Genomic DNA, 24,913 nt, shown 5'->3' with positions numbered 1-24,913 from the left:
TTCGGGTACACGGTGCTCCTGTCGCAGGTTGCGCCGCTCGCTGACGGCGTCCTCGTTGACGGCGTGCTCACTCACCGCGCTGCTCACTGACCGCGCCGCAGCCGCCCGGACCGCCCGGACCGCCCGGACCGCCCGGACCGTCGGGGCGGCCCGGTCCGGCCGCGGTGCGCAGCCTTCTGCGGGACGAGTAGCCGGCCAGGCCGACCGCGATGAGCAGGGTGGCGCCGTTGAACAGCGGTGTGGCCCAGAACTGGGCGCCGAGCTGCCGGATGCCGGCGAGGCCGACGGCGAGCAGGGTGACGGCCACGAGGGTGCCCACCGCATTGGCGCGGCCGGGCTTGATCGTGGTGGAGCCGAGCAGTGCGCCGACGAAGGCGGGCAGCAGGTAGTCGAGGCCGACACTCGGGTTGCCGATCTGCTGCTGCGCGGCGAGGAGCACTCCGGCGAAGCCCACGACCAGGCCCGATCCGGTGAAGGCGTAGACGCAGTACGCCCGTGTGGGGATGCCGAGCATCCCGGCGGCGCGGGGGTTGGACCCGATGACGTACAGGTACCGGCCGAACGGCAGCCGCTCCAGCATCACCCAGAGGATGACGACGACGGCCAGGACGTAGAAGGCGGGGACGGGCAGGCCGAGGAACCGGGAGTCGTACAGGCCGGTGAAGGCGGGCGGAAGGCCGTCCGGCCCGGGGACGATCCGGCTGCCGTCGGTGAGCCAGCCGGTGACGGCGTACATGATGCTGCCGGTGCCGAGCGTGGCGATGAGGGAGTCGATCCGGGCGAACTCGACGATGACGCCGTTCAGGGCGCCGATCAGGCCCATGCCGACGACGACGGTGAGGCAGGCGAGCGGCCAGGGCCGGCCCGCGTCGACGATGAGGTACATCACCAGGACGTGCGCGAGCCCCAGCCCGTAGCCGATGGACAGGTCGAACTTGCCGGTGGCGATGGGGATCGTCACCCCGAGCGCGAGCAGGGCGGGGATCGACTGGTTGGACAGGATCGCCGAGACGTTGTCCAGTGTCGGGAAGGTGTCCGGCAGGGTGAGGGAGAAGACGAGGAGGAGCAGGACGGTGAGGGCCAGGAGGCCGTAGGTGCCGATGAAGTGCCCGCGCAGGTGTCCCGGCAGGGAGCGGGGCGTGGGCGGGCGGCTCACCGGCCCGTCGTGCTTCCGCCGGTGATCGCGGGCATGGCCGAGGCGGTACGGGTGAGCTCCCTGACGCTGAGGGCCTCCCCCCTCAGGTCGGCCGCCACCGCCCCGCGGACGAACACCAGGGCGCGCTGGGCGAGGCCGGTGACCTCCTCGAAGTCGGAGGAGATGAGCAGGACCGCGAGGCCGTCGTCGAGCGCGTCGTCGATGAGGCCGTGGATCGCGGCCTTGGCGCCGACGTCCACGCTCGCGGTCGGCTCCTCCAGGATCAGCAGCCGCAGACGCCCCGTCAGCCACCGGCCGACGACGACCTTCTGCTGGTTGCCGCCGGACAGGGTCCCGATCACGGCCTCGCTGTCGCGGGGGTGCACCGCGAACCGCTCGACCAGGGCGGCGGCCTCCGCACGCTCCCGGCGCGGCCGGACCCAGCGCCACGCCGGCACCCCGGCCGCCCGCGGATTGGCCAGGAAGTTCTCCCGTACGGTCAGTTCGGCGGCGCAGCCCTCCTCCTGGCGGTTGCCGCCGACGAACCCGACACCGCTGCCCAGGGCTGCGGCGACCGTGTGCGGGCGGTACGGGCGGCCGTCGAGCAGCGCCCGCCCGCCGAGGACGGGCAGTACGCCGGCGAGGGCGCGGCCCAGGTGCATGTGTCCGGCGCCGGTGAGCCCCACCAGGGCGACGATCTCGCCGGCGCGCAGGTCCAGGCTGACGGGGCCGGTGCGGTCGGTGGTCACGCCGTCGAGGCTGAGGACGGGCGGCCGGCCGGCAGGGACGGCCGAGACGGCCGAGACACCGGAGACCGGGGAGACGTCAGGGACCGGGGAGACGGCTGCGGGCCGCCGCCCGGACGGCTCGCTGCCCGTGATGTCGCGCACCAGGCGGGTGGGGTGGTACGGGGCGAGGGGGCCCTGGCTGACGAGGCGGCCGTCGCGCAGGACGGCGAACGTGTCCGCGACCCGGTACACCTCGTCGAGCCGGTGGCTGACGTAGAGGACGCCGTGCCCCCGGTCGCGCAGGGCGTGCAGGACCTCGAAGAGCCGGGTGCAGTCCGTGGCGGGCAGGGTGGCGGTCGGCTCGTCGAGGACGAACAGCTCGGCCTGCTTCGCCAGGGCGCGGGCGATCGCGACCAGCGAGCGTTCGGCGGGGGAGAGGTCGGCGATCCGGGCGTCCGGGTGCAGGTGTCCGGCGACGATCTCCAGCGCCTCGGCGCACCGCTCCCGGGTCCGCCGCCAGGAGATCAGGCCGCGGCGGCGCGGGTAGCCGGTGCCGAGCGCGATGTTCTCGGCGACCGTCATCCACGCCACCAGGCCGAGGTCCTGGTGGATGAAGGACAGTTTCGCGGACGCCGCCTCGGAGCCGAGCGGGTGCCCGGCGACCGTCACCTCGCCCGCGTCGGCGTGGTGGACCCCGGCGAGCACCTTGATCAGCGTGGACTTGCCGGCGCCGTTGGGGCCGAGCAGGGCGAGGACGCTGCCGCCGTGGATGTCGAGGCTGACCCCGTCCAGGGCGACCGTCCCGCCGAACCGCTTGCCGAGACCGCGTATCCGGACGAGCGGTTCCGCGCCGGGGCGGCGCGGAACCGGGCTCGCCGAGGGGGCGGAAGTGTCATGCACGGACGTCTCCGGGGCCGGCCTGGGAAGTTCCTCCCTCATCGATAAGGGATGGGGGCGATGTTAATCGGGGAGATGGGGCTATATCGGGCAAACCGTCGCCATCTATGGTCCCAATGGTCGAGTGGGCACGGTCGACCGGGCGGCCGTGTGGGGCGGCCGCTTGGGGCGGCTGGGTGCGGCGGCCGGGTGCCGCGGCCGCGTGCGGGGGTCATGCCGCGTCCAGGGCGCATTCGGCCCAGATGACCTTGCCCTGGCCGGTGTAGCGGGTGCCCCAGGCCTGGGAGAGCTGGGCGACGAGGAACAGGCCGCGCCCGCCCTCGTCCGTGCTGGCCGCCCGCCGCAGGTGCGGGGCGGTGCTGCTGCCGTCGGCGACCTCGCAGATCAGGGTGCGGTCGCGGATCAGGCGCACCTGGATGGGCTCGCCCCCGTAGCGGACCGCGTTGGTGACCAGCTCGCTCAGCATCAGCTCGGCGGCGAACCCGAGCTCGTCCAGGCCCCACTCCTCCAGGGTGCGGGTGGCGGCGGCGCGGACCTCGCCGACGCGGGACGGGTCGGCGGGCAGGTCCCAGGACGCGATCCGGTCGGCGGGCAGGGTGTGGGTGCGGGCGACCAGCAGCGCGATGTCGTCGGCGGGGTGCTCGGGTGCCACGGCGTCGATGACCGCCTGGCAGGTGTCCTCGGGTGCCCGGCCGGAGTGGGCCAGGGCGCCGCGCAGCTGGCTGAGGGCGTCGTCGATGTCGCGGTGGCGGCCCTCGACGAGGCCGTCCGTGTACAGGACCAGCGTGCTGTCCTCGGGGAGGGTGATCCCGACCGTTTCGAAGGGCAGTCCGCCCAGGCCGAGCGGGGGTCCGGCGGGCAGGTCGGGGAAGGTGACGGTGCCGTCCGGGTGGACCAGTGCCGGGGGGAGGTGGCCGGCCCGGGACATGGTGCACTCGCGTGTCGTGGGGTCGTAGATGACGTACAGGCAGGTGGCGCCGACGATGCCGGTGCTGTCCGGTCCGTCGCCGCCGCCTTCCTCCCGGTCGAGGCGGACCAGGAGGTTGTCCAGGTGGGTGAGGAGTTCGTCGGGGGCGAGTTCGAGTTCGGCGAAGTTGCGTGCGGCGGTGCGCAGCCGGCCCATCGTGGCGGCCGCGTGCAGGCCGTGTCCGACGACGTCGCCGACGAGCAGGGCGACGCGGGTGCCGGAGAGGGGGATGACGTCGAACCAGTCGCCGCCCACTCCGGACTCAGCGGGCAGGTAGCGGTGGGCGACCTCGACGGCGCTCTGTTCGGGAAGGCCGCGCGGCAGCAGGCTGCGCTGGAGCGCCAGGGCGAGGTTGTGCTCGCGGGTGTAGCGGCGGGCGTTGTCGATGCACAGGGCGGCGCGGGCCGCGAGTTCCTGGGCCAGCCGGCTGTCGTCGTCGCCGAAGGGGGGTGTGTCCGCCGAGCGGTAGAAGCTCGCGATGCCCAGCAGCAGGCCGCGGGCGAGCAGCGGGACGCAGACGAGCGAGTGCACCTCCTGGGCGAGGATCCGCCGGGCCTGTGCGGGGTTCTGGGTGATCCAGCCGACGGCGGAGGCGAGGTCGCGCTCCAGCACCGGCTGCCCGCTCGCCAGGCACCGCATGTGGGGAGTGCCGGGGTGCAGGTCCAGCCGTTTGCCGACCGGGTCGAAGAGGGCGTCGCCGTGGACGCCGTGCACCACCAGGCGCTGCAGGTCGGCCCCGGGGTCCAGGGATTCGTCGCCGCGGAGCACGGCCTCGGGTACGTCGATGGTGACGTGGTCGGCCACCCGCGGCACCGCCATCTCGGCGAGCTCCCAGGCGGTGCGGGTCACGTCCAGGGTGGTGCCGATGCGGGTGCTGGCCTCGGCCAGCAGCTCCAGCCGGCGGCGTGCCGCGACCGCGTACTTCCCGACCTCCGGCTCGCCGACGAGCACCAGTCCCCGGACCGTGCCGCCGTCGCGGGGGCCGCCGTGGCCGGGCCCGACGGCGCCGGGCCTGACGACGCCCGGGCCGTCGATGCCCGGGCCGTTGACGCCGGGTCCCGCGCCTCCGCCGGGCGCCGCGGGGGCGACGGCCTGCGCGAGGGGGCCGGCGGGCGCCCCGGTCCGGTGCCCGGCGGGATGCGGCAGCCCGGGGTGCAGCGGCAGCGGGGCGGTGGCGAGGTGGTGTGCGGGCAGGGCCTCCCCGGAGAGGACGGCCTCGACGACGACGCCCTCCACCCCGGAGCTGCTCGTGACCGGGTTGCTGAACAGGGTGACCCCGCGGCCGTGGGGGAGGGGCACCTCGACCGAGGCCCGCTGGGCCGAGGAGATCAGCTCGGTGGCCCTCTCCTTGAGGATCAGCTGGTCGTGCGCGTCGAGCGCGCCGTCCGACAGCTCGTCCAGCCCGACCGGGTGCCCGTCTCCGACGGTCCCCGCCCGAGTGCGCTCCCGGGCGTCGAGGTACGTCCGCAGCAGCCCGCGCTCCCGCGCCGAGCTCTGCTCCATCAGCCGCCGCTCGATGGTCTCGGCGGCCCGGCGGACCAGGACGGGCAGCGCCGGGTCCTCGTAGGAGTGCGGGTACCCGAAGCACAGGACGCCGACCACGCAGCCGCTGAGCTGGTCGCGGACGGGGGTGGCGGAGCAGGCGTTCGTCTGGGAGCGCTCCGCGAAGTGCTCGGCGCCGTAGACCTGGACGAGCCGGCGCTCGGCGAGGGCCAGGCCGATCCCGTTCGTCCCCGCGACCCGCTCGGCGAAGACGAATCCGGGCACGGCCTGGATGGGCGGCAGGCTCCGGGCCAGTGAGGGATCGCCGAAACGCCGCAGCAGAACCGTTCCGTTCCCGTCGGCGAGGCAGACGTTCATCCTGCTGCCCGCGAACCGGGAGGCCAGCTGGTCGAGCACCGGCGCGGCCGCACGGACGAGCCGGCTGTCCGGATCGAAGTCGTCCCGGAAGGGGAGCTCGCTCTGGTCGGGCGAGAGCCCCAGCAGCCGGCAGCGCTCCCACGAGCTCAGGATCGGGCTGCGGACTCCGCCCTCGACGGGCTCGCCCAGCATGAACCGCTCACGGGAGCGTGCGGGGCCGATCTGGTCTCCCGTGACCCCCATCTGCATCACTTCCCTTTGCCGGGTGTCGACCCGTTCAGGATGGTTGCATCGCGCCAGTGCATTTTGAGTATATTCCCGGCGATTGACCCGGAATGCCGTGGCAGGCGGCGGGCCTGCGACAGGGTCACGCGCCGCCGCGGGCCCGTCACAGGACCGCCACCGGATCGACGGGAGAGCCGGTCCCCCCGGGCACGTTCAGCGGCGCCACGACGATCATGAACTCGTGGCGTCCCGCCACGGCGCAGGCTGCGGCGAGCGCCTCCAGATCCAGGTTGTCCAGCAGGGGCACCCCCATCGCGGCGACGGCGAGGGCGTGGACGGGGGAGTGGACGCCTTCGACCGGCGACGGCCGCAGGTCGCTGTCCCCGTCGCCGCCCAGCAGGCTCACGGCGCGCTCGGCCAGCAACGGCACCGCGTCCACGTGGAGGCCCGCGCTCGCGGCGCCGACGTCCCACGGGCCGAGCTCCCGGCGGCGGCGGAACCGGCCGGAGCGGAGCAGTACGGCGCAGCCGTCGTCGATCCGTACGCCCAGTGCCGCCTCGGCGGCGAGCACGTCCCGCGCGCGGACCGCCCGCCCGGGCTCCAGCCACTCCACCCCGAGGACGGCAGGCAGGTCGAGCAGCACCCCCTTGGTGACCAGGGGCCCGAGGGCGGCCACCGCGCCGAAGCGCGCACCCCCGGCGTCCACGGCCTCGCTGGCCGGGCGCCCTCCGTAGAGGAGTCCCCGGTAGGCGACGTGCGACAGCGCGTCCAGGTGGCTCACGGCCTTGCCGTGGTAATCGACGCCGAGGAAGTCCTTGTGCGTCGCGGGTTCGGGAGGCTCCACATCGCCGAGGTCGGACATGTAGTGCAGCGCGGGCTTGTCGTTGTCGGGCTCCGGCCGGGTGTTCCAGGGCAGCCCCAGGCGCACCGTCCTCCCGGAGCGGACCAGGGCGGCTGCCCGCCGCACGTGCTCCGGGGTGACCCGGTTCCAGGCGCCGCGGTCGGCCGCGTCCCAGCGGCCCCAGGTCCGCACGGCGGCGAAGAGGGCGTCGAACTCCCGCCGGGAGACCGGCGGCCCGGAATCGGGGCCTGCGGGCGGTGGCGCGGGCGGCGGTACGTCCGGGGGGCTGGTGCTCATCCGTGGTGCTCTCCAGCGCTCGACATGCGGATCGGCCCCCCGGGGCACCGGGTCCGTGCCGGACGCCCGTACGCCCCTACCCAAGCCCATGCCCGTCCCCCACACCTCCTACGCCCCTGCCGCCACTGCCGCATCCTGCGGCTCGTGCCAATCCGTCCGGTCCTGTGACCCCGGTCGGGCCCTGCGGCTGCTGCCGCGCGGGCCCCGGCCGCGCCCGGCCGCCCCCGGCCCGGCCCGCGTCGGACCGCGCCGTCCAGGGGCTGCGACTGGCAGCGATCCGCTCCGGCGAGGCAGGCTTGAGCCATGAGGGCGCTCCTCCGTTTGCCCCCCAGACCGGGAGGCGGCGGCCAACACCAGGTGTTTTTCGTGCTCGCGCAGTGCGTGCCCTTCGTGATCGCGCTCTTGGTGGTCGCCATCGAACTCACCCCCGCGCACTTCATCTACACCGGCCCCGTGCTGGTCGCGACGCCGGCCCTGGCCGCGGTGACCATGGGCCCCGTGGGCACGCTCGCCGCGGTGCTGGTGGCCGTCGGGGTGAGCATCACCACCGCCACCTACAACCAGGCCTGGGGCAGCCAGCAGGTCTACACCAACTTCTTCGCGCTGCTCCTCGTGTCGGTGGCGGGCTTCACCACGAGCCGTGCCGCGCGGACGCGCCAGGAGAACGAGCTCAACCAGGTCCGCCGGATCGCCACCGCCGCGCAGGAGGTCCTGCTGCGCCCCGTACCGGACCGGCTGGGTCCCGTACGCGCGGCCAGCCTCTACCTGGCGGCCGAGAAGGGGGCGCAGATCGGCGGCGACCTCTACGACGCCGTCCAGACCCGGTACGGGGTCCGGCTGATCGTGGGTGACGTCCGGGGCAAGGGGCTGCCCGCCGTACGGGCCGCCGCCGTCGTCCTGGGCGCGTTCCGCGAGGCCGTGCACTACGAGGACGACCTCGTGGAGGTCATGAACCACTGCGGGGAGGCCCTGCGCCGCGACGCCGCCGTGGCGGGCACGGCCGGCGGGGACGGGGCCCTGGAGGGGTTCGTCACCGCGGTCGTGGTCCAGGTGCGGGACGGGCCGGCCGCCGAGGTGGTCAACCGCGGCCACCCGCCCCCGCTGCTGCTGAGCCGCGGCAAGGTCAGCGCCCTGACACCCGCCTCCCCCATGCCGCCGCTCGGCCTGGAGGAGTTCATCACCGACCCGCCCACCGAAGCCGACAGCTATCCCTTCGCCCCCGGGGACCGGATGCTGCTGCACACCGACGGGGTCATCGAAGCCCGCGACCGCGACAACGCCTTCTTCGCGCTGCCCGAGGCGATGGAGGCGATGCCCGCCTGCACCGGGCAGGAGTTCCTGGAGGGCCTTCACCAGGGACTGGTCCGCCACACGCAGGGCTCCCTGGCGGACGACGTCGCGGTCATCCTCGTCGACCGGCTCGACACGGAACCCGCCGAGGGCACGGCCGCCGAGGGCACGACGGCCGAGGGCAAGGCCGCCGAGGGCAAGGCCGCCGAGGGCGCGGCCGCCCGGGACTCCGCCGCGGGCAAGGACGCCGGTGTGGCACGATTTTCCGGATGACCGGAAAACCCGACGCGGCCGCCGCGCAGCACCTGCGCGACCTGGCCCTGCTGCGCAGGGTCCGCGACCGGATCGACCGCGAGTACGCGCAGCCGCTGGACGTGGAGGCCCTCGCCCGCGGCGTGCACATGTCGGCGGGGCACCTCAGCCGGGCGTTCAAGCGCGCCTACGGCGAGTCCCCGTACGGCTACCTCATGACGCGGCGCATCGAGCGCGCCATGGCCCTGCTGCGGCGCGGCGACCTCAGCGTCACCGAGGTCTGCTTCGCCGTCGGCTGCTCGTCCCTGGGCACCTTCAGCACCCGCTTCACCGAGCTGGTCGGCATGCCGCCCAGCGCCTACCGGCGCGAGGCGGCGGGCGCGGCGGAGGGCATTCCGTCGTGCGTGGCGAAGCAGGTCACCAGGCCGATCAGGAAACGAGAAGCGCCGGCACCCGGCCGCGGCTAGCGTGACGGTCATGGACATCAGGATTCACGCGAGTTTCCTCCCCCATGACGACCCGGAGGCCTCCCTGGCCTTCTACCGCGACACCCTCGGGTTCGAGGTCCGCAAGGACGTCGGATACGGCGGCATGCGCTGGATCACGGTCGGCCCCCCCGGCCAGCCGGGCACCTCCATCGTCCTGCACCCCCCGGCCGCCGACCCCGGCGTCACCGACGACGAGCGCCGCACCATCACCGAGATGATGGCCAAGGGCACCTACGCCGGCATCCTCCTGGCCACCGCCGACGTCGACGGCACCTTCGAGCGCGTGGCCGGCGACGGCGCCGAAGTCGTCCAGGAGCCCGCCGACCAGCCGTACGGCATCCGGGACTGTGCGTTCCGCGACCCCGCCGGCAACCTGATCCGCATCCAGGAACTGGCCTGACCGTCCGACCGGGCCGGACGGCCTCAGAGATGGAGACAACCGAGAGCATGGCCACGAGCAAGAACCCGAAGCAGCCCGCGCAGCACGCCGCCGACAGCCACGACCTGATCCGCGTGGTCGGCGCCCGCGAGAACAACCTCAAGGACGTCAGCATCGAGATCCCGAAGCGCCGGCTCACGGTCTTCACCGGGGTCTCCGGCTCCGGAAAGAGTTCGCTGGTCTTCGACACGATCGCCGCCGAGTCGCAGCGGCTGATCAACGAGACCTACAGCGCCTTCGTCCAGGGCTTCATGCCCACCCTGGCCCGGCCCGAGGTCGACGTCCTCGACGGCCTCACCACCGCGATCACCGTCGACCAGCAGCGCATGGGCGGCGACCCCCGCTCCACCGTCGGCACCGCCACCGACGCCAACGCGATGCTGCGCATCCTCTTCAGCCGACTCGGCAAGCCGCACATCGGCCCGCCCAGCGCGTACTCGTTCAACACCGCCTCGGTCCGGGCGAGCGGCGGGCTCACCGTCGAGCGCGGCGCCGCCAAGACCAAGACCGTGAAGGCGACCTACGAGCGCACCGGCGGCATGTGCACGCGCTGCGAGGGGCGCGGCACGGTCTCCGACATCGACCTCACCCAGCTGTACGACGACTCCAAGTCGATCGCCGAGGGCGCGTTCACCATCCCCGGCTGGAAGTCGGACAACGTGTGGACCGTCGGGATCTACGCCGAATCCGGCTTCCTCGACCCGAACAAGCCGATCCGCCGGTTCACGAAGAAGGAGATGCAGGACTTCCTCTACCGCGAGCCGACCAAGGTGAAGGTCAACGGCGTCAACCTCACCTACGAAGGACTCATCCCCAAGATCCACAAGTCGTTCCTGTCGAAGGACAAGGAGGCGATGCAGCCGCACATCCGCGCCTTCGTGGAACGGGCGGTCACCTTCACCACCTGCCCCGAATGCGACGGCACCCGGCTCAGCGAGGGAGCCCGCTCGTCGAAGATCGGCGAGATCAGCATCGCCGACGCCTGCGCGATGGAGATCCGGGACCTGGCCGAGTGGGTCCGCGGCATGGCGGAGCCCTCCGTCGCCCCGCTGCTCACCGCGCTGCAGCACACCCTCGACTCGTTCACGGAGATCGGCCTGGGCTACCTCTCCCTCAACCGGCCGTCGGGCACGCTGTCGGGCGGCGAGGCCCAGCGCGTGAAGATGATCCGCCACCTCGGCTCCTCCCTCACCGACGTCACGTACGTCTTCGACGAGCCCACCATCGGCCTGCACCCCCACGACATCCAGCGCATGAACGACCTGCTGCTGCGCCTGCGGGACAAGGGCAACACGGTGCTCGTCGTCGAGCACAAGCCGGAGGCGATCGCGATCGCCGACCACGTCGTGGACCTCGGCCCCGGCGCCGGCACCGAGGGCGGCACCGTCTGCTTCGAGGGCACCGTCGAGGCGCTGCGGGGCAGCGGCACCGTCACCGGACGCCACCTCGACGACCGGGCCGCCCTCAAGGACGCGGTCCGCGAGCCCACCGGCACGCTGGAGATCCGCGGCGCCACGGCGAACAACCTGCGCGACGTCGACGTGGACATCCCGCTCGGGGTCCTCACCGTCATCACCGGCGTCGCCGGCTCCGGCAAGAGCTCCCTCGTCCACGGGTCCATCCCGGCCGACGAGGGCGTGGTCTCCGTCGACCAGAGCCCGATCCGCGGCTCCCGGCGCAGCAACCCGGCCACGTACACCGGGCTCCTCGACCCGATCCGCAAGGCCTTCGCCAAGGCCAACGGGGTGAAGCCGGCGCTGTTCAGCGCCAACTCCGAGGGCGCCTGCCCCACCTGCAACGGCGCCGGCGTCATCTACACCGACCTGGCGATGATGGCCGGAGTCTCCACCACCTGCGAGGACTGCGACGGGAAGCGGTTCCAGCCTGCGGTACTGGAGTACCGCCTCGGCGGCCGCGACATCAGCGAGGTGCTCGCGATGCCGGTGACCGACGCCGAGGAGTTCTTCGCCGCCGGCGAAGCCCACACCCCGGCCGCGCACCGGATCCTGCAGCGGCTCACCGACGTCGGGCTCGGCTACCTCACCATCGGCCAGCCGCTCACCACCCTGTCGGGCGGCGAGCGGCAGCGGCTCAAGCTGGCGACGCACATGGCCGACAAGGGCGGTGTCTACGTCCTCGACGAGCCGACCACCGGCCTGCACCTCGCCGACGTCGAGCAACTCCTCGGCCTGCTCGACCGGCTGGTGGACTCCGGAAAGTCGGTCATCGTCATCGAGCACCACCAGGCGGTCATGGCACACGCCGACTGGATCATCGACCTCGGTCCCGGCGCAGGCCACGACGGAGGCCGGATCGTCTACCAGGGCACCCCTGCCGATCTGGTCGCCACCCGCTCCACCCTCACGGGCGAGCACCTGGCGGCGTACGTGAAGCCCTGACCGGGCTCAGAACCGACCGCTCGACACCGGCCCCTCGCTGTCGCCCGGGTCGGCCGACGGGCCGGCCGACGGGCCGGCGGTGACGATGTCCCGGGCGATGTCCGCCTCGGGCCGGGTGTCGGCCGGCCCGAGGCCGTCGGCTCGGAGCTGCTCCCCCACGGCTCCGAGCCGAACCGGCGCTGGAGGGCACTGAAGTCGGCCGGCCCGGCTGACGTGGCCCGGCTCGGCGGGATGGTCCGGCAGGTCCACCGTGCTGCTGACGCGCTCACCCGTCTTCAGCATCCAGCTCATGAGCAGGGGGCGGGACAGCAGCGTGTTGCGCAGCCGTATGCCGGTCGCGGTGCCGGGGGCGAGGAACTTGCCGGTGCGGTCGCCGCCGGCCTGGCAGCCCTCGGCGTACGCCCGGAGCCTGGTCTCGTACCGGGTGAAGGCCGCCCGGTGGTCGTCCCGGGCCCGCGCGAGCTCACCGGCCAGCACGTACGCGGCGACCACCGCGGTTCCCGTGCCCATGCCGCCGATGGTGGCCCCGCAGGCCGCGTCGCCGAGGAGGCACACCCGCCCCGCGGACCACGTGCTGACGTCCGCCCGGCTGATCGAGTCGAAGTACAGGTCGGGGGCCTGGCGCAGTGAGTCGAGCAGTCGGGGCACCTCCCAGCCGAGACCGGAGAACGCGTTCTCGATCAGCCGCTTCTGCTGCGCGGTGTCGTGGCGGTCGTACGACAGCTCGGGCGCGGCGAAGACGAAGAAGGCCCTTGCCCGCGCCGGGTCCCGGTGGTCGGCGCCGACGGAGGCGAGCCGCCCGGGCACGTTGTACCCGACCGAGCCCTTCGCCACTTCCAGGTGGCCGGGCATGGGCAACTGCCACGTGGCGGCGTAATAGCCGAGGTGGCGCACGTAGTCCTCCTCCGGCCCGAAGGCGAGGCGCCGGACGTTGGAGTGCAGTCCGTCCGCCCCGATGACCAGGTCGAACTCGCGCGAGGTGCCGCTGCGGAAGTCGACCCGCACGCCGGAGGCCGACTCGGTGAGGCGGGTGGCCGAGTCGCCGAAGACGTACTCGGTGTGGGGGAGGCTGTGCTCGTACAGCACACGGGCCAGGACTCCGCGGAGCACCTCCAGCTCGCCGCCCGCGAACGCGGCGGGCAGGTGCAGCAGCGTTCGGCCGTGCTCGTCGACGAAGCGCATCGGGCTGCCGCCGGTCTGGATGCGGCGCAACTCGGACAGCAGGCCCATCCGTTCCAGCACGGTCAGGTGTGCCGCGCCGCGGAAGTCGACGGCCTGACCGCCCGGGCGCAGGGCCGGAGCCAGTTCGACGACGGTGGGTTCGAAGCCGTGGCGTCCCAGCCAGTAGGCGAGGGCCGGGCCGGCGATGCTCGCGCCGGAGACGAGGACGGTCTTGTTCCGGGTCTTCTTCACGGTCGGTCTTCTCCGCTCTGAAACTGAAAACTGAAACTGTGTCCCACGGACACGGATAATTACTGTGTACCGTAGACGCAGTTGGTTCGGCAAGCGCAGGACGCAGGAGAGGAGCGGCGGGAATGGATGGTCGGCACGCCGAGTTGGTGCGGCTGCTGTGGGGTCCGCACCCCAAGCGCGCGCGGGGCCCCAGGCCGACGCTCGACCTGGAGCGCATCGCGCGGGCCGGTATCGAGATCGCCGACGCGGACGGCCTCGCCGACGTGTCCATGCAGCGGGTCGCCGCGCACCTCGGCGTGACCAAGATGGCGCTGTACCGGTACGTGCCGGGCAAGGCCGAACTGGTCGCGCTGATGGCCGATGCCGCGATCGGCCCCTGCCCCGTGCCGGAGGGGGCGTCCGGCGGCTGGCGCGGGCAGCTGGAGGAATGGGCCCGCCGACTCGCCGAGGGCTTCGCCCGGCACCCCTGGGTCCTGGAGGCCACCGTCGGGCCGCGGGTCATGGGGCCCGCGGAGCTGTCCTGGCTGGAGCGGGCCGTCGCCGCGCTCGACGGCACGGGGCTGAGCGGAGCCGAGCGGATGGACGCCGCCGCCCTGCTGGCCGGTCACATCCGGGCCCTCACCCGGCAGGCCCGGGCCGCGGGCCCCGCGGGTGACGCCGAAGCGCAGTTGGGCGCCATCCTGGGCGAGCTGATGCAGGCGCACGGCGACCGCTTTCCCGCGCTCACGGCAGCCCTGGCGTCCGCGGTCGAGTCCAACGGGCAGGACCAGGCGTGGGAGTTCGGCCTGCAGCGCATCCTCGACGGCCTGGCCGCACTCATCGACCGGCGCGACACCCGCGCACGGTGACCGCGGCCGCGGCCGCGGCTCGCCCTGCTGCCCGGCCGGCCGGGCCGACGCCCCCTGTCGGGGGCCGCCCCGAAAAGCATTCATTCACCCTGTGTAGTCGATCGTCACGGAGGGTATGCATGCAGGGTCGGGCCGGTCCGGCCGGTCCGGCGGGGAGGCAGGCCCCCTGCTTCCCCTCTGCCGCGAACCGAGGAGTCCGTGTGGTGCAGCAGCCCCACCCCGAAGGCCTGCGCGCGATGGCGACCCACCGCGACGACGGCGACGTCAAGCTGGAGGGCATCTCCCTCACCTGGAAGATCGGCGAGAACTCCCCCGACCAGGGCACCGCCGAGCCGTCCGACTGGAACGGCGGCCGCCCGGACTATCCCCACCACTACGAGGTCTGGCTGAACGGCCGGGTGGCACAGACGGTGGACCTGTACTGGGCCGCCTGGTACCCGCACTGGCAGTCGGCGAACCGGCACTGGGTGTGCCTGGGGGAGACCCCGGCCCGGGAGTACCGGGTGAGGATCCGCGCCCGGAACGCCGACGGCAGCTGGGGGCGGTTCACAGACGAGATCAGTGTGGACACGTCCAACTCCCGGCCCTACAGCGTGCCCGTCCCCGCGAGAGCGGCGGACGAGCAGCAGCGCGTCGACGCACGGCACGGGAGCCAGCAGTTCCCGGTCAGCCGGGCGATCCGCGCCATCCGCGACGGCGACAACGCGCCGATCTGCCAGGAAGCGCGCCGGCTGAACAGCTCCACCACCTGGCAGGAGGTCGTCCCGCCCGACACGGCCGCGAACCCGCCGTGGAACGAGGCCCGCGGCTACCTGGAGTACCGCAAGTTCTTCCGCGGCGCGGACGTGGCGTCGGCCGCGAACCCGGACTTCAGGGGACTGGACCTGCCCAGCGCGAACGGGTTCGGCGACTGGCCGGCCACCACGATGAAGTCCGACGTGGCGGCGCACACCTTCACCTACCGCTACGAGCAGAACCACCTGGGCCCGAAGTGGACGCACCAGTGGTTCATCACCAAGGAGGGCTGGGACCCGGCGCAGGGCATCTCGTGGGAGGCGCTGGAGCCGGTGCCGTTCATGGTCGAGTACCACGGCAGCGGCACGCACGCCGACCGGGAGTTGCAGTACACCACCGAGGCCTTGCCGCTCCGCCAGGGACGGCACGCCATCGTCAACATCTGGGGCGGCGGTGACGCCGGCCCCGGCTCCAAGGGCGAGTTCTTCGTCAGCGTCTGCGACGTCGACTTCGTCTAGGCCCGGGCCGGGCGCGACCGCGGCCGCTCCCCCGGGGCCGCCGGTCGCCGCCGGTCAGACGCCGATGCGGGCGATGAGGATGGCGATGTCGTCGTCCGCGGACGCGGGGACCAGGCCCGTGACGAGGGTGTCGCACAGGTGGTCCAGGGGGCGGTTGGGTTCGGCGAGCAGCCGGGTGAGCTCCCCGAGCCGGTCGTCGATGTCGGTGCCCCGGGCTTCGATGAGCCCGTCCGTGTAGAGGACCAGCAGGGAGCCCGGCTGCAGCGGCAGGCGGGTGGTCGTGAAGTCGATCCCGCCGACGCCCAGCGGGACGCCGGGCGGCGTGCTGACGACCCAGGTGCGGCCGTCCGGCTGGACCGCCACGGGCGGGGGGTGTCCGGCGCGGGTGACGGTGCAATCGCCGGTGCGCGGGTCGCAGGTGACATAGAGGAAGGTGGCGAGCATCGGCTCCGCGAGGTCGGCGAGGGCCGCCTCCAGCTGGTGCAGCATGTCCGTCGGCGGCAGGTCGAGGCGCCCCAGCGCCCGGACGCTGGCGGACAGCCGGCCCATCACCGCGGCCGCGGGCATGCCGTGCCCCATGACGTCGCCGATCAGCAGGGCGGCCCTGCCGTCGGGGAGCTGGAGGACGTCGTACCAGTCCCCGCCCACCTCGTTGATGTCGCTGGCCGGCAGGTAGCGGTGGGCCACCTCGATACCGGTCGGCGCGGTGATGTGCTGCGGGAGCATGCTGCGCTGCAGCAGCACCGCGGTCTCGTGCTCGTGCTGGTAGAGGCGGGCGTTGTCGATGCTGATGGCGGCGCGGGCGGCGAGCTCGCCGGCGAGGACGACGTCGTCGGACCCGAACGGGCCGATGGGCCGCATCCGGTACAGGGTGGCCACCCCCAGGACCAGGTCGCGGGCGACGAGGGGGACCATCATGAACGAGTGCACCCCCGCCTTGAGCAGCTGCGCCGGCCTGTCGGTGCGGCGGGCGGCGAGGGCGACGGCCCGCTGGTCGAAGCGGGCGAGGACGTACGGCTGGCGGACGCTCAGGGCCTGCGTGTACGGGGCGCCGGACGGGAACACGAGGGTCCTCCCGATCGGGGCGACGACATCGCCGAGGGCCCGGCCGGCCAGCGGGGACTTGCCCAGGCGCCGCAGCTCCGCACCCGCCGTCAGGCCCAGGCCCGGCTCGCCTCCGCGGGCCAGGCTCTCCAGGACGTCGACGGTCACCACGTCGGCGAGGTGCGGCACGGCGAGGTCGGCGAGCTCCTGCGCGGTCCGCTCCAGCTCCAGGCTGGCCCCCATCCGTACGCTGGCCTCGCTGAGCAGGGCGAGCCGGCGCCGGCCCACCTCGGCGGCGGTGTGGTCGCGGTGCTGCTCGGTGACGTCCACCAGTGTGGCGATCACGCCGATCGGCCGGTCCATCGGGTCCTCGACACGGACGTAGGAGCACGACCACACCCGGTCGTGGCTCGGGTCCGCCGGTGTACGCCCCTTGCGCCGCCGGTCCAGGAGCGGCTCCCCGGTGTCCAGGACCTCCCGCATCGCCTCTTCCATCTCGGCGGCGTTCACCTCGGGCAGCACCTCGGCGAGCCGCCGCCCGATGTGGGAGGACTCCGGCAGGCCGTTCATCCGCTCCAGGGCCGGATTGACGCTCAGGAAGCGCAACTGGGTGTCGAGGACGCCGATTCCCACCGGCGACCGGGCGAACAGCCCCTCCCACACCGCCGACGACCCGCGGACGCGGCGCGCCGCGTGGGCGTCGGCGGCGAACACCAGCACCGCCGACGTCGAGCCCTTCCGGTCGGGGACCGGGCACGCCCAGATCTCCAGCTCCAGCGGATGCCCCTCGCGGTGCCAGGCGGTCACCGTGCCCATCACCCCGCGCCCCGTGGCGGCCGTCTCCCACAGGGCCCGCCCCAGGCTGCGGTCGGCGCCCGGGTGCAGCAGGTCGGCGATGTGCCGCCCCAGCACCTCGGGCGGCGGGTACCCCAGGAGTTCCTGGGCGGCGTGGTTCCAGCGGACGATCCGGCCGTCGGAGCCCGTGGCCACCTGGGCCACCGGCAGGGCGCCCAGCCAGCCGCCGGCGTCCTGCGCGGCGCCGCTGATCAGCTCCTCTATCGAGGTCTGCTCACGCATGGTCCACCCACCCGGACCGGATCCGGACGACGATCCTCCACACCCCCCATGGTCCCCCCGCCCGCCCCGCACGGCCCACCGGGCGCCCGTACGCACGGTGGCCGCCGGGCCGCGTACGGTGACCGACGGGCCGCGTGCGATGCCGGCCGCGGTGGCTGCGCAAGCCGGGAGGGAGGGTGCCTGCAGGCCGGGAGGGGAGGGGTGCCTGCGGGCCGGGCGGGAGGGTGCCTCAGACGGTCTTCCAGGGGCCGAAGGCGTTGGCGACGCCGTCCAGGGAGGGGGCCAGTTCGGGGTGGTGCCGCAGCAGCACGCTGACCATGCTGTTCCGGTCGATCCACTCCAGGCCCTCGGCGGTGTACACCTCCGGCCGGTAGTCGGTGGTGAAGAAGCGGTCGCTCTTGAGCCGCCGACTGGCCATCAGGATGAAGATCCGGAAGAGCGAGTCGCTGAAGCCGAAGCCCTCGGGCCGCGGCTCCACCAGATTGCCGACGAGGGTGTCGACCCGGTCGAGCCGGCCCTCGTAGAGGTCCCTGATCAGCGGTGTGTCGTCCGGGTGCCCGCCCGTCAGCTCCTCGAAGGACGCCACCGGGCGCTTGCGCAGCATCTGCCGGTAGGCGTTGTAGCGGGGGATGCCGCGCTCGCGGTCGCGCAGGATGTCGACGGTGCCGAGGTCGATGTGCTCGCCGGACAGCCGGACCAGGTTGCGCAGCGCGTCGGGATGGTTGTGCAGGACGAGGGCGCCGGGGTGGGAGGTGCCGAAGGTGTAGAGGAGGTCGCTCATCCCGAACTCGTCGACGGCCTTCCGCGTGGTGCGGCCCTGCATCTCGTCGAAGCCGATGGTGCGGCGCAGCCGGCCGCCGAGGTGGTCGTGGATCGCGAGCTCGTCGGGGATGAGCGGGTGCAGCCGGTACGCGGAGACGAACTCCTCCGTCATCGAGTACGGGGCGGCGTGGTGGTCGGTGGGCGAGCCGAGGATGCCGCTGAGCATCTCGCCCGAGCCGATCCGGCCGAACCGCTTGCTCACCCAGCGGGGCAGCATGCCGTACCAGTTGGTGTTCATCGCGAAGTGCAGCGCGGGCGTGTCGAGGATGCCGGGCGTCCACTCCACCGTGTGGATCTTCGCGATGAGGGCGCTGTTGACCAGCCTCGCGGTCTGGAAGATCCGCTCGTCGTCCCAGGTGGGGTGGTAGGAGCGGACCATGTCGCAGATCGCGTTGTGTTCCTTGGTGAACAGGTGGTGCAGCACCGACAGGCCCGCCCAGTAGTCGCTGTTCATCCCGGTCCAGTCCAGGCAGTCCCGGCCCGGGCGGGGGTCGGCGGGCAGCCGCCCGTCCTCGCCGAGGGTGAGCTTGCCGTGCTCGCCGGTGCGCAGCGAGCGGCAGCGCTCCTCGTCGCTGCCGTAGAGCTGGGAGCCGTCCCACCAGTGGGTGACCGTGTTCTCGTACGTGGGCGGGGCGTCGGGCGTGGCGTGGGCGACCGGGTCGGGCTGGGTCCGGTTGATCCGCATGGGGCACGTGCCGCCCTGCGCCTCCCAGTCGTCGTCCTGGGCCAGGGGCACGGTGAAGGGTTCCACGGACGTGTTGTCGCCGTGGTTGGCCCAGCCGTGCATCTGGAACTGGATCCAGGCCGCGGCGAGCAGGTTCAGCGTGGTGGCCGGCACGAAGGAGCGGCGGGCCAGCAGCTGACGGCTGATCTCCCGCGGGCTGGGCGTCATCAGCTCCGCGTCCGTCTCCGGGTAGGCCATCTCCAGCGGCGCGTTGCGGTCGAGCCGGGTGCCGACCCGCCCCATGTCCTCGTCGTACGGGTCGCAGCCGGAGCCGTCGTACGACCGGTAGGGCTGCAGGTGGTCGGTGGCCCGGCGGGGGCGTTCGCCGCCCGCGCCGAAGGTGTCGTACAGGTTCTTGCGGCGCAGGTCCTCGCGGAGGGTCCGCAGGTTCAGCAGGGCCAGCGGCAGCGGGAGCTCGTGCCATTCCCAGCGGCTGTTGATCCCGGCGAAGGCGGCCGAGCCGAGGCGCTCCAGCAGTCCGGCGGGCCCGTAGGGCGCGGTCACCCAACTGCTGGGCTGCGGCGGTGTCTCGGGGCGTGCGGGGGCGGCGGTGCGGGCGGTGCGGGCGGTGTCGGTCATCGGGGCCTCGTGGTCTCGGCCGGGCCGGCGGTCTCCGGCTCGGCGATCGAAGAGCGGGAAGGAGCGAGCGGGTGGCGTCGGGGGAGGTCGGCGGAGGTCGGCGGAGGTCAGCGGGGTACGAGGCCGAGGCGGATGCCGGCGGTGTCCACGATCAGCGGCAGCGGCCCCGAGGACGGCAGTGCGGGCCGGGCCCCGGTGAGGCGGTTGGTGCGCAGCAGCTCGGCGCACAGGGCGGTGGTGACCAGCAGGCCCAGGTTCTCGCCGGGGCAGCGGCCGCCGCCGTGGCTGAACGGCGCGAACTGCAGGATCCCGGTCGCGCCCGGGGCCAGCCAGCGGCCGGGCACGAACGCGTCGGGCGCGGAGACCCGGTACGCGTCGCGGTTGTGGAACAGGGCGGGCACCAGCACCGACGTGCCCGCCGGGTAGGACACGCCGCGCCAGGTGGTCTCGGCCCGGGTGACCCGTACCAGGTCCGGGACCAGCGGGAACAGCCGCAGCGACTCCCGGACGCAGGCCTGCAGCCGGGGCAGGAGCGGACCGCCGGCCGTGGACACCTCGGCGAGGACGGCGTCCTGCTCGGCCGGGTGGGTGGCGATGAGCAGCAGGGTGCGGGCGGCGACCGGCGCGAGCCCGTCCAGGGCGAGGAACCAGTGGTGGGTCTGGCCGATCGGGTCGAGGGTGCCGTCCGGGTCCGGGTGGGTGAGGGCCCGTGCGGCCAGGGTGTGCGCGGGCGCCTCGGCCGCGTACGCCGCGATCCGCGCGTTGGCCTGGGCGTACAGCTTCCGCGCCGCCTGGGCCTGCTTCTTGCGCTTGCCCATCCAGTTGCCCTCGTTGCGCAGCGAGAACAGCCACTGGGTGAGCTGCCGGTCGTCGGCGGCCGCGTCGCCCAGGACGATGCGGCGGGCCGCCCGCTGCAGCGCGCGTTCGAGCGTCGGCGTGTCGAGGACGCTGCGGGAGGTGAGCCGCCGGGCCTCGTCCGCGACCACGGCGAGGTACTCCCGGCCGCAGGGGTGGACCGGCTCGGCGGCGGCCACGGCCTCGTCGTTGATCGTACGGCGCTGTTCGCGGAGTTCGCCGTGCGAGCAGATGACCCCGGTGGGCTCCAGGATCGACAGGCCGGCGGTCTTGTCGGGGGAGTCCATGGCCAGCGTACGGACGGGTTCGGCGTAGAACCGGCGGAGTTCGGGCTCGTCGAGGAGGACCAGCATGGGCCCGGACATGCCCTTGAGCAGTACGGGCGCCCCGCCGTGGCGGGCGCGCAGCGCGCGCAGGGTGGCCGCGGACCAGGCGGGCTGGCCGACGGCGGCATAGATCTTGATGACGGTGGGGCGGGCGTTGACGAACCCGCGAACGAAGGCGGGCAGGGTGTGGGTGGCGAGGAAGCGGATGTTCTGGGCGGCCCCGGCGACGGCCGGCGCGGCGGTGCCGCCGGCGGCGTCGAGTCCGCGGCCGGCGGCCCGGGTGGACTGGCTCATGCCTCGATCACCTTCCAGGGGGTCTGACGTTGGCCGGGGGCGGCTGTGGAGCGGTGCCCGGTCACGGTAAGCGACGGGCGGCCCCGTCCTTCCGAACGCCATGCAGCTAATCGATTCTGCATACCCCGCCTGAGGCAAACGGGCCCAACCGGGTCGCCCGGTCCGGGGGCGGCACCACGCCTTCGGCACGGTCCGTGGCCGTGACGCGGGGGACTGGCGAGAAAACGCTGCATCGAGAGCAGTACGCGCTTCGCCGTACAGACCGTCCCCGCTCTCCTTGCCTGCTCCTGCGCGGGGATGACGGACCATCATCGATCGAGGCAGATTCGAACGACACCTCAGCAGGATGTGAAGCACCTGTGGTGATCGAGAGGGTGTGGCAGCGAGCCGGCGGTGCCCGGCGGGCCGAAATCCCGCTGGACACAGGCCTGTTCGCCGGGCATCGCCGCTCATCGGGCGTGCCCGGACCACTTCACCCAGGAGAGTGCTTTGTCGAACAACGTGCCAGTCCGCAAGACGGCCATCGCCACCGCGCCGGTGTGCGCGCTCACCGGCGGCGCCCTGGCCGCGAGCATCCCGGCCGCGACCGCCGCGACCGCCGCGCCCCCCCGCGCAGGTCGCCCCCGCTCCCGTCACCGCTCCCGTCACCGCCGAGGCCGCGGGGGCCCCGGCGGACACGGGCGGCGGCGGCCAGGCGAGGTCACCCCCGTGGAGGCACGGGGGCCCAGCGGCCTCGCGCCGAAGCCGAGCGTGCTCGCACCGAAGATCAGCCGCACCGAAACCATCCGCCGGGCCAAGAACTGGGTCGGCAAGGGCCTCAAGTACAGCTGGACGGACTACTACCAGGGCCACCGCATGGACTGCTCCGGCTGCGTCTCCATGGCGTGGAAGCTCGGGGCCTCGCTCACCACGGACACCTTCGGCCCGCGCGGCGTGACCGAGCGCATATCCAAGAACGAGCTGAAGCCCGGCGACGCCCTGCTGAACAACGGCTCCCCGGCCAACCGGCACGTGGTCCTGTTCGAGAAGTGGGCCGACGACAGCCGCACCAGCTACATCGGCTTCGAGTTCACGCCGAGCGGTGTGCACCACCGCAAGATCCCTACCCCTACTTCTCCGGACACGGCACCTACCTCCCCGTCCGCAACAAGTCCGTCGTCGACGACGTCCCCCTCGACCCGGGGATGGCGGAGCTGTCGGGGGTGACTTCAACAGGGGCGGCCGCAAGGACCTGGTCGCGGTCCATGTGGAGAGCGGCAAGCTGTACCTCTACCCGAACACGGGCCGGGACGGCCTCAACATGCTGGGCGACCGCGTGGAGATCGGTTCGGGCGGCTGGAACGGCATCTCGGATTACGCGGGTGCCGACTTCAGCGGCGACGGCCGCCCGGACCTCGCCGCGGTCGATGCGGATCCGCGTCAGACCGGGAAGCTCTACCTCTACGCGGGCAACGGCAAGGGCCTGGAGGACCGCACCGAGATCGGCACCGGCGGCTGGTAGCCGGCCCGCCCCAGCCACCGCATCCGCGTCGGACGCCCGGTCCGGTCCGTCGGGACCCGGGCGTCCGACCGCATGCCCGGCGCCGCGCGTTCGGGGTCGGGTTCAGGACGGCGTCCGGGTCCCCCGTTCGGCCGCGCTTGCGGCGGTGCCGGCCGGGGAAGGCGCAGGGGGGCGGTTCCGGACCCGGACCGCCGAAGACGAGCAGCGCCCGGAACGGGGGCCGCGCGGGTGACCGGCGGGCCGGGCTTGGGAGGTGTGGACGGTGCCGGACATCGAGCGCCGGATCGTGGTGGTCCGCCATGCGAAGGCGGTGCCCAGAGAGACCGCGGACGTCGAGGACTTTGAACGCGAACTCGCGGACCGGGGACGGACCGACGCCCCGAGAATGGGGCACCGGCTCGCCGAATCCGGGTTCGCGGTGGGCCTGGCGCTGTGCTCGCCCGCGCGGCGGACCCGGCAGACGTGGCAGCTCATGCTCCCCGCGCTCGCCGACCCGCCGCCCACCGTCTTCGACGACAGGCTGTACGGGGCCGACGCCGAGGAACTGCTCGGCGTACTCGGGGAACAGGCCGACGAGCTGACCGGGCTGCTGGTCGTCGGCCACAACCCGGCCGTGCACGAGCTCGCCGTGGGGCTCTGCGGTGACGGGCCGGAGCCGCTGGTGGCCCGTCTCGGGGAGTCCTTCCCCACGTGCGCCGTCGCCGTGCTGACCGTGAACGGCAGCTGGGGGAGCCTGGCATGGAAGGCGGCCCGCCTGGTCGAGCTCTGGACGCCCCGCGGCTGAGCCGTGAACGCGCGTCGGGCCGCGCCCTGGGGAAGGGCGCGGCCCGACATACAGCCGGTCGTCCGGTCAGGCGGCCGCGGGGGCCGGGGCGGCGTCCGCGGACCGCGCGGGCTGCGGGATGCGGTGCAGGCCCCTGCGGTCGTAGAGGCGGGTGGTGCCGAAGCCGAAGACCAGGGAGACGGCGAGCGCGATCCCCATCGCGGCCCAGGCCCGGGTGAGGCCCGCATCCGCCTGCGCGCCGTAGTAGAGGATGGAGCGCAGACCGCCGGTGAGCTGCCGCAGCGGCTCGAACTCGGCGAGCGTACGGAAGACCCCGGGCAGCGCCTCCAGCGGCACGGTCGCACCGGAGGACGGAACGGCCATCGCGATGAAGACGATGGTGGAGACCAGCATGCCCGGCGTGCCGAAGGCGGCCAGCAGGGCGAGGCCGCTGATGCCGACGACCGCGATGGTGGCCACCGAGTACAGCCACAGCAGGCCCAGGTGGGAGGCGTCCATGTCCAGCAGGCCCACGGTGGTGGCCTCGACCAGCGAGCCCATGACGACCGAGAGTCCCAGCATGAGGACCGCGCTGATGGCCAGGGTGCGCACGCGGCTCGTGTGCCGGACCGGGGTGCGGCGGCGGATCGGGCCGTAGTCGGTGTGCAGGTAGCCGAGCGCGTTGTCGACCTGGGAGTTGATCACGTTGGCGCCGAGCATGCCGCACACCAGCAGCACCAGGGCGTAGTAGAACGCGCTCAGGCCCATCGCGCTGCGCGCGCCGACCGGGTGGCCGTCGGCGACCTCCACGGCGGCGGGGTCGGCCAGCATCAGCTTGGCGGACGGGGGGAGCTGGGCGGCGGCCGCGCTCTGCGCGGACACGCGGGAGAGGAGCTCCTTGCCGAGCTGCGCGGAGGCGGCGTGGGCGGCCTGCTGCGACGCCTGGGAGGCCATGGAGGAGCCGAAGCTGCCGGCCGACTGGTTGGTCAGCACCGTCAGCTTCGGGCGGACCGGCTGCGGCTGGGCCTGCCCCTGGCCCTGCGGCTGGGCCTGCACCTGACCCTGGGGCTTGGCCTGCCCCTGTGCCTGCCCCTGTGCCTGCCCCTGTGCCTGTGTCTGGGCGGGGGGTGCGGTCAGGGCCGACACCGACGTGGTGAAGTCCTCCGGCACGACGAGCGCGCCGTAGAGCTTGCCCTGGCCGAGCCGCTTGTCGGCCTCCTCGCGGCTGAGCACCTGCCAGGAGATGCTCTTGCCGGCCGACGCGGACTTCTGGATCCCCGTGACGACCTGCTCGCCGAAGTTGACGTGCTTGCCGCCCGAGTCGGCGCCCCGGTCGCTGTTGACCAGCGCGACGGGCAGGTCGCGCAGGTTGCCCTTGGGGTTGACGTTGCCGCCGACGTACAGCAGCGCGAACAGCGTCGAGACCACCGCGAGGATCGCGCCCGTGCCGAGCCACAGCCGCGGGCTGCGCAGGACGGAGGAGGGCTCGGAGGGGGCAGGGGACGACGGGGCGGACGACTGGGGCGAAGACATGGCGGCTCCAGGGTGATTACATGGAGTAGTTGGATATTCAAGGTATCCAGTACTAGATAGTGG

17 protein-coding genes and 1 pseudogene are annotated in these 24,913 nt (G+C 73.3%); 9 read left to right on the top strand and 9 right to left on the bottom strand.

What is annotated here, in order from left to right; all coding sequences use genetic code 11:
• Positions 1-67: 67 nt before the first annotated feature.
• The 4 genes from ACIQUT_RS23400 to ACIQUT_RS23385 all read right to left on the bottom strand — a co-directional run bounded on the left by ACIQUT_RS23400 (position 68) and on the right by ACIQUT_RS23385 (position 6,950).
• Positions 68-1,156, bottom strand: a complete 1,089-nt coding sequence (locus ACIQUT_RS23400; RefSeq protein ID WP_403565310.1) for an ABC transporter permease — start codon at positions 1,154-1,156, stop codon at positions 68-70.
• Positions 1,153-2,763, bottom strand: coding sequence for a sugar ABC transporter ATP-binding protein (locus ACIQUT_RS23395; RefSeq protein WP_403565308.1), 1,611 nt, complete (start codon positions 2,761-2,763; stop codon positions 1,153-1,155). The genes ACIQUT_RS23400 and ACIQUT_RS23395 overlap by 4 nt, the downstream gene beginning before the upstream one ends.
• A 208-nt stretch (positions 2,764-2,971) precedes the next feature.
• The gene (locus ACIQUT_RS23390; RefSeq protein ID WP_403565306.1) at positions 2,972-5,830 is read right to left on the bottom strand and encodes a SpoIIE family protein phosphatase; all 2,859 of its coding nucleotides are present in this window, start codon (positions 5,828-5,830) and stop codon (positions 2,972-2,974) included.
• A 145-nt stretch (positions 5,831-5,975) separates the two neighbouring features.
• Positions 5,976-6,950 carry a cyclase family protein gene (locus ACIQUT_RS23385; protein ID WP_403565304.1) on the bottom strand — a complete coding sequence of 325 codons (975 nt, stop codon included), beginning with the start codon at positions 6,948-6,950 and terminating at the stop codon, positions 5,976-5,978.
• Positions 6,951-7,316: 366 nt separating this feature from the next.
• Here ACIQUT_RS23385 and ACIQUT_RS23380 point away from each other — a divergent pair, with 366 nt between their 5' ends.
• Genes ACIQUT_RS23380 through ACIQUT_RS23365 form a run of 4 tightly spaced genes read left to right on the top strand, consistent with a single transcriptional unit; the run spans position 7,317 to position 11,818 of the window.
• Complete coding sequence (locus ACIQUT_RS23380; protein WP_403565302.1) at positions 7,317-8,513, top strand: PP2C family protein-serine/threonine phosphatase; 1,197 nt, start codon at positions 7,317-7,319, stop codon at positions 8,511-8,513.
• Positions 8,510-8,959 (top strand): helix-turn-helix transcriptional regulator, encoded by a 450-nt coding sequence (locus tag ACIQUT_RS23375; RefSeq protein ID WP_403565300.1) that lies wholly within the window; start codon positions 8,510-8,512, stop codon positions 8,957-8,959. The genes ACIQUT_RS23380 and ACIQUT_RS23375 overlap by 4 nt, the downstream gene beginning before the upstream one ends.
• A 10-nt stretch (positions 8,960-8,969) precedes the next feature.
• A complete protein-coding gene (locus ACIQUT_RS23370) occupies positions 8,970-9,380 on the top strand; it encodes a VOC family protein (RefSeq protein ID WP_403565298.1) in 411 nt (136 codons plus the stop codon).
• Between the two features lie 47 nt (positions 9,381-9,427).
• Positions 9,428-11,818, top strand: coding sequence for an ATP-binding cassette domain-containing protein (locus tag ACIQUT_RS23365; protein WP_403565296.1), 2,391 nt, complete (start codon positions 9,428-9,430; stop codon positions 11,816-11,818).
• Between the two features lie 6 nt (positions 11,819-11,824).
• Here ACIQUT_RS23365 and ACIQUT_RS23360 read toward each other — a convergent pair whose 3' ends face one another.
• Positions 11,825-13,231 (bottom strand): FAD-dependent monooxygenase, encoded by a 1,407-nt coding sequence (locus ACIQUT_RS23360; protein ID WP_403565294.1) that lies wholly within the window; start codon positions 13,229-13,231, stop codon positions 11,825-11,827.
• A gap of 122 nt (positions 13,232-13,353) precedes the next feature.
• Between ACIQUT_RS23360 and ACIQUT_RS23355 the strand changes: the two genes are divergently transcribed.
• Both ACIQUT_RS23355 and ACIQUT_RS23350 read left to right on the top strand, forming a co-directional pair.
• Entirely contained in the window at positions 13,354-14,079 is a 726-nt protein-coding gene (locus ACIQUT_RS23355; protein ID WP_403565293.1) for a TetR/AcrR family transcriptional regulator, read from the top strand.
• A gap of 200 nt (positions 14,080-14,279) precedes the next feature.
• The gene (locus ACIQUT_RS23350) at positions 14,280-15,332 is read left to right on the top strand and encodes a lytic polysaccharide monooxygenase auxiliary activity family 9 protein (protein ID WP_403565292.1); all 1,053 of its coding nucleotides are present in this window, start codon (positions 14,280-14,282) and stop codon (positions 15,330-15,332) included.
• Positions 15,333-15,386: 54 nt separating this feature from the next.
• Here ACIQUT_RS23350 and ACIQUT_RS23345 read toward each other — a convergent pair whose 3' ends face one another.
• From ACIQUT_RS23345 to ACIQUT_RS23335, 3 genes are all read right to left on the bottom strand, one after another.
• Entirely contained in the window at positions 15,387-17,453 is a 2,067-nt protein-coding gene (locus ACIQUT_RS23345) for a SpoIIE family protein phosphatase (protein WP_403565290.1), read from the bottom strand.
• 229 nt (positions 17,454-17,682) lie between these two features.
• The gene (locus tag ACIQUT_RS23340; RefSeq protein WP_403565289.1) at positions 17,683-19,578 is read right to left on the bottom strand and encodes a peroxidase family protein; all 1,896 of its coding nucleotides are present in this window, start codon (positions 19,576-19,578) and stop codon (positions 17,683-17,685) included.
• A 107-nt stretch (positions 19,579-19,685) separates the two neighbouring features.
• Complete coding sequence (locus tag ACIQUT_RS23335) at positions 19,686-21,053, bottom strand: cytochrome P450 (protein ID WP_403565288.1); 1,368 nt, start codon at positions 21,051-21,053, stop codon at positions 19,686-19,688.
• Between the two features lie 489 nt (positions 21,054-21,542).
• Between ACIQUT_RS23335 and ACIQUT_RS23330 the strand changes: the two genes are divergently transcribed.
• From ACIQUT_RS23330 to ACIQUT_RS23320, 3 genes and pseudogenes are all read left to right on the top strand, one after another.
• Entirely contained in the window at positions 21,543-22,259 is a 717-nt protein-coding gene (locus ACIQUT_RS23330) for a hypothetical protein (protein ID WP_403565286.1), read from the top strand.
• Between the two features lie 10 nt (positions 22,260-22,269).
• A pseudogene (locus ACIQUT_RS23325) lies at positions 22,270-22,554 on the top strand (ATP/GTP-binding protein); the annotation flags it as partial.
• A 262-nt stretch (positions 22,555-22,816) separates the two neighbouring features.
• Positions 22,817-23,338 (top strand): SixA phosphatase family protein, encoded by a 522-nt coding sequence (locus tag ACIQUT_RS23320; protein WP_403565284.1) that lies wholly within the window; start codon positions 22,817-22,819, stop codon positions 23,336-23,338.
• Positions 23,339-23,404: 66 nt separating this feature from the next.
• On the opposite strand, the gene ACIQUT_RS23315 is transcribed toward ACIQUT_RS23320, so the two are convergent.
• Complete coding sequence (locus ACIQUT_RS23315; protein ID WP_403565283.1) at positions 23,405-24,850, bottom strand: DUF3533 domain-containing protein; 1,446 nt, start codon at positions 24,848-24,850, stop codon at positions 23,405-23,407.
• Positions 24,851-24,913: the final 63 nt, after the last annotated feature.

This window comes from Streptomyces sp. NPDC090445 (assembly GCF_044769385.1).
Taxonomy (GTDB): Bacteria; Actinomycetota; Actinomycetes; order Streptomycetales; family Streptomycetaceae; genus Streptomyces.
Note: the sequence above shows the minus strand (reverse complement) of the source record. Positions and strands in the feature narration are given on the sequence as shown.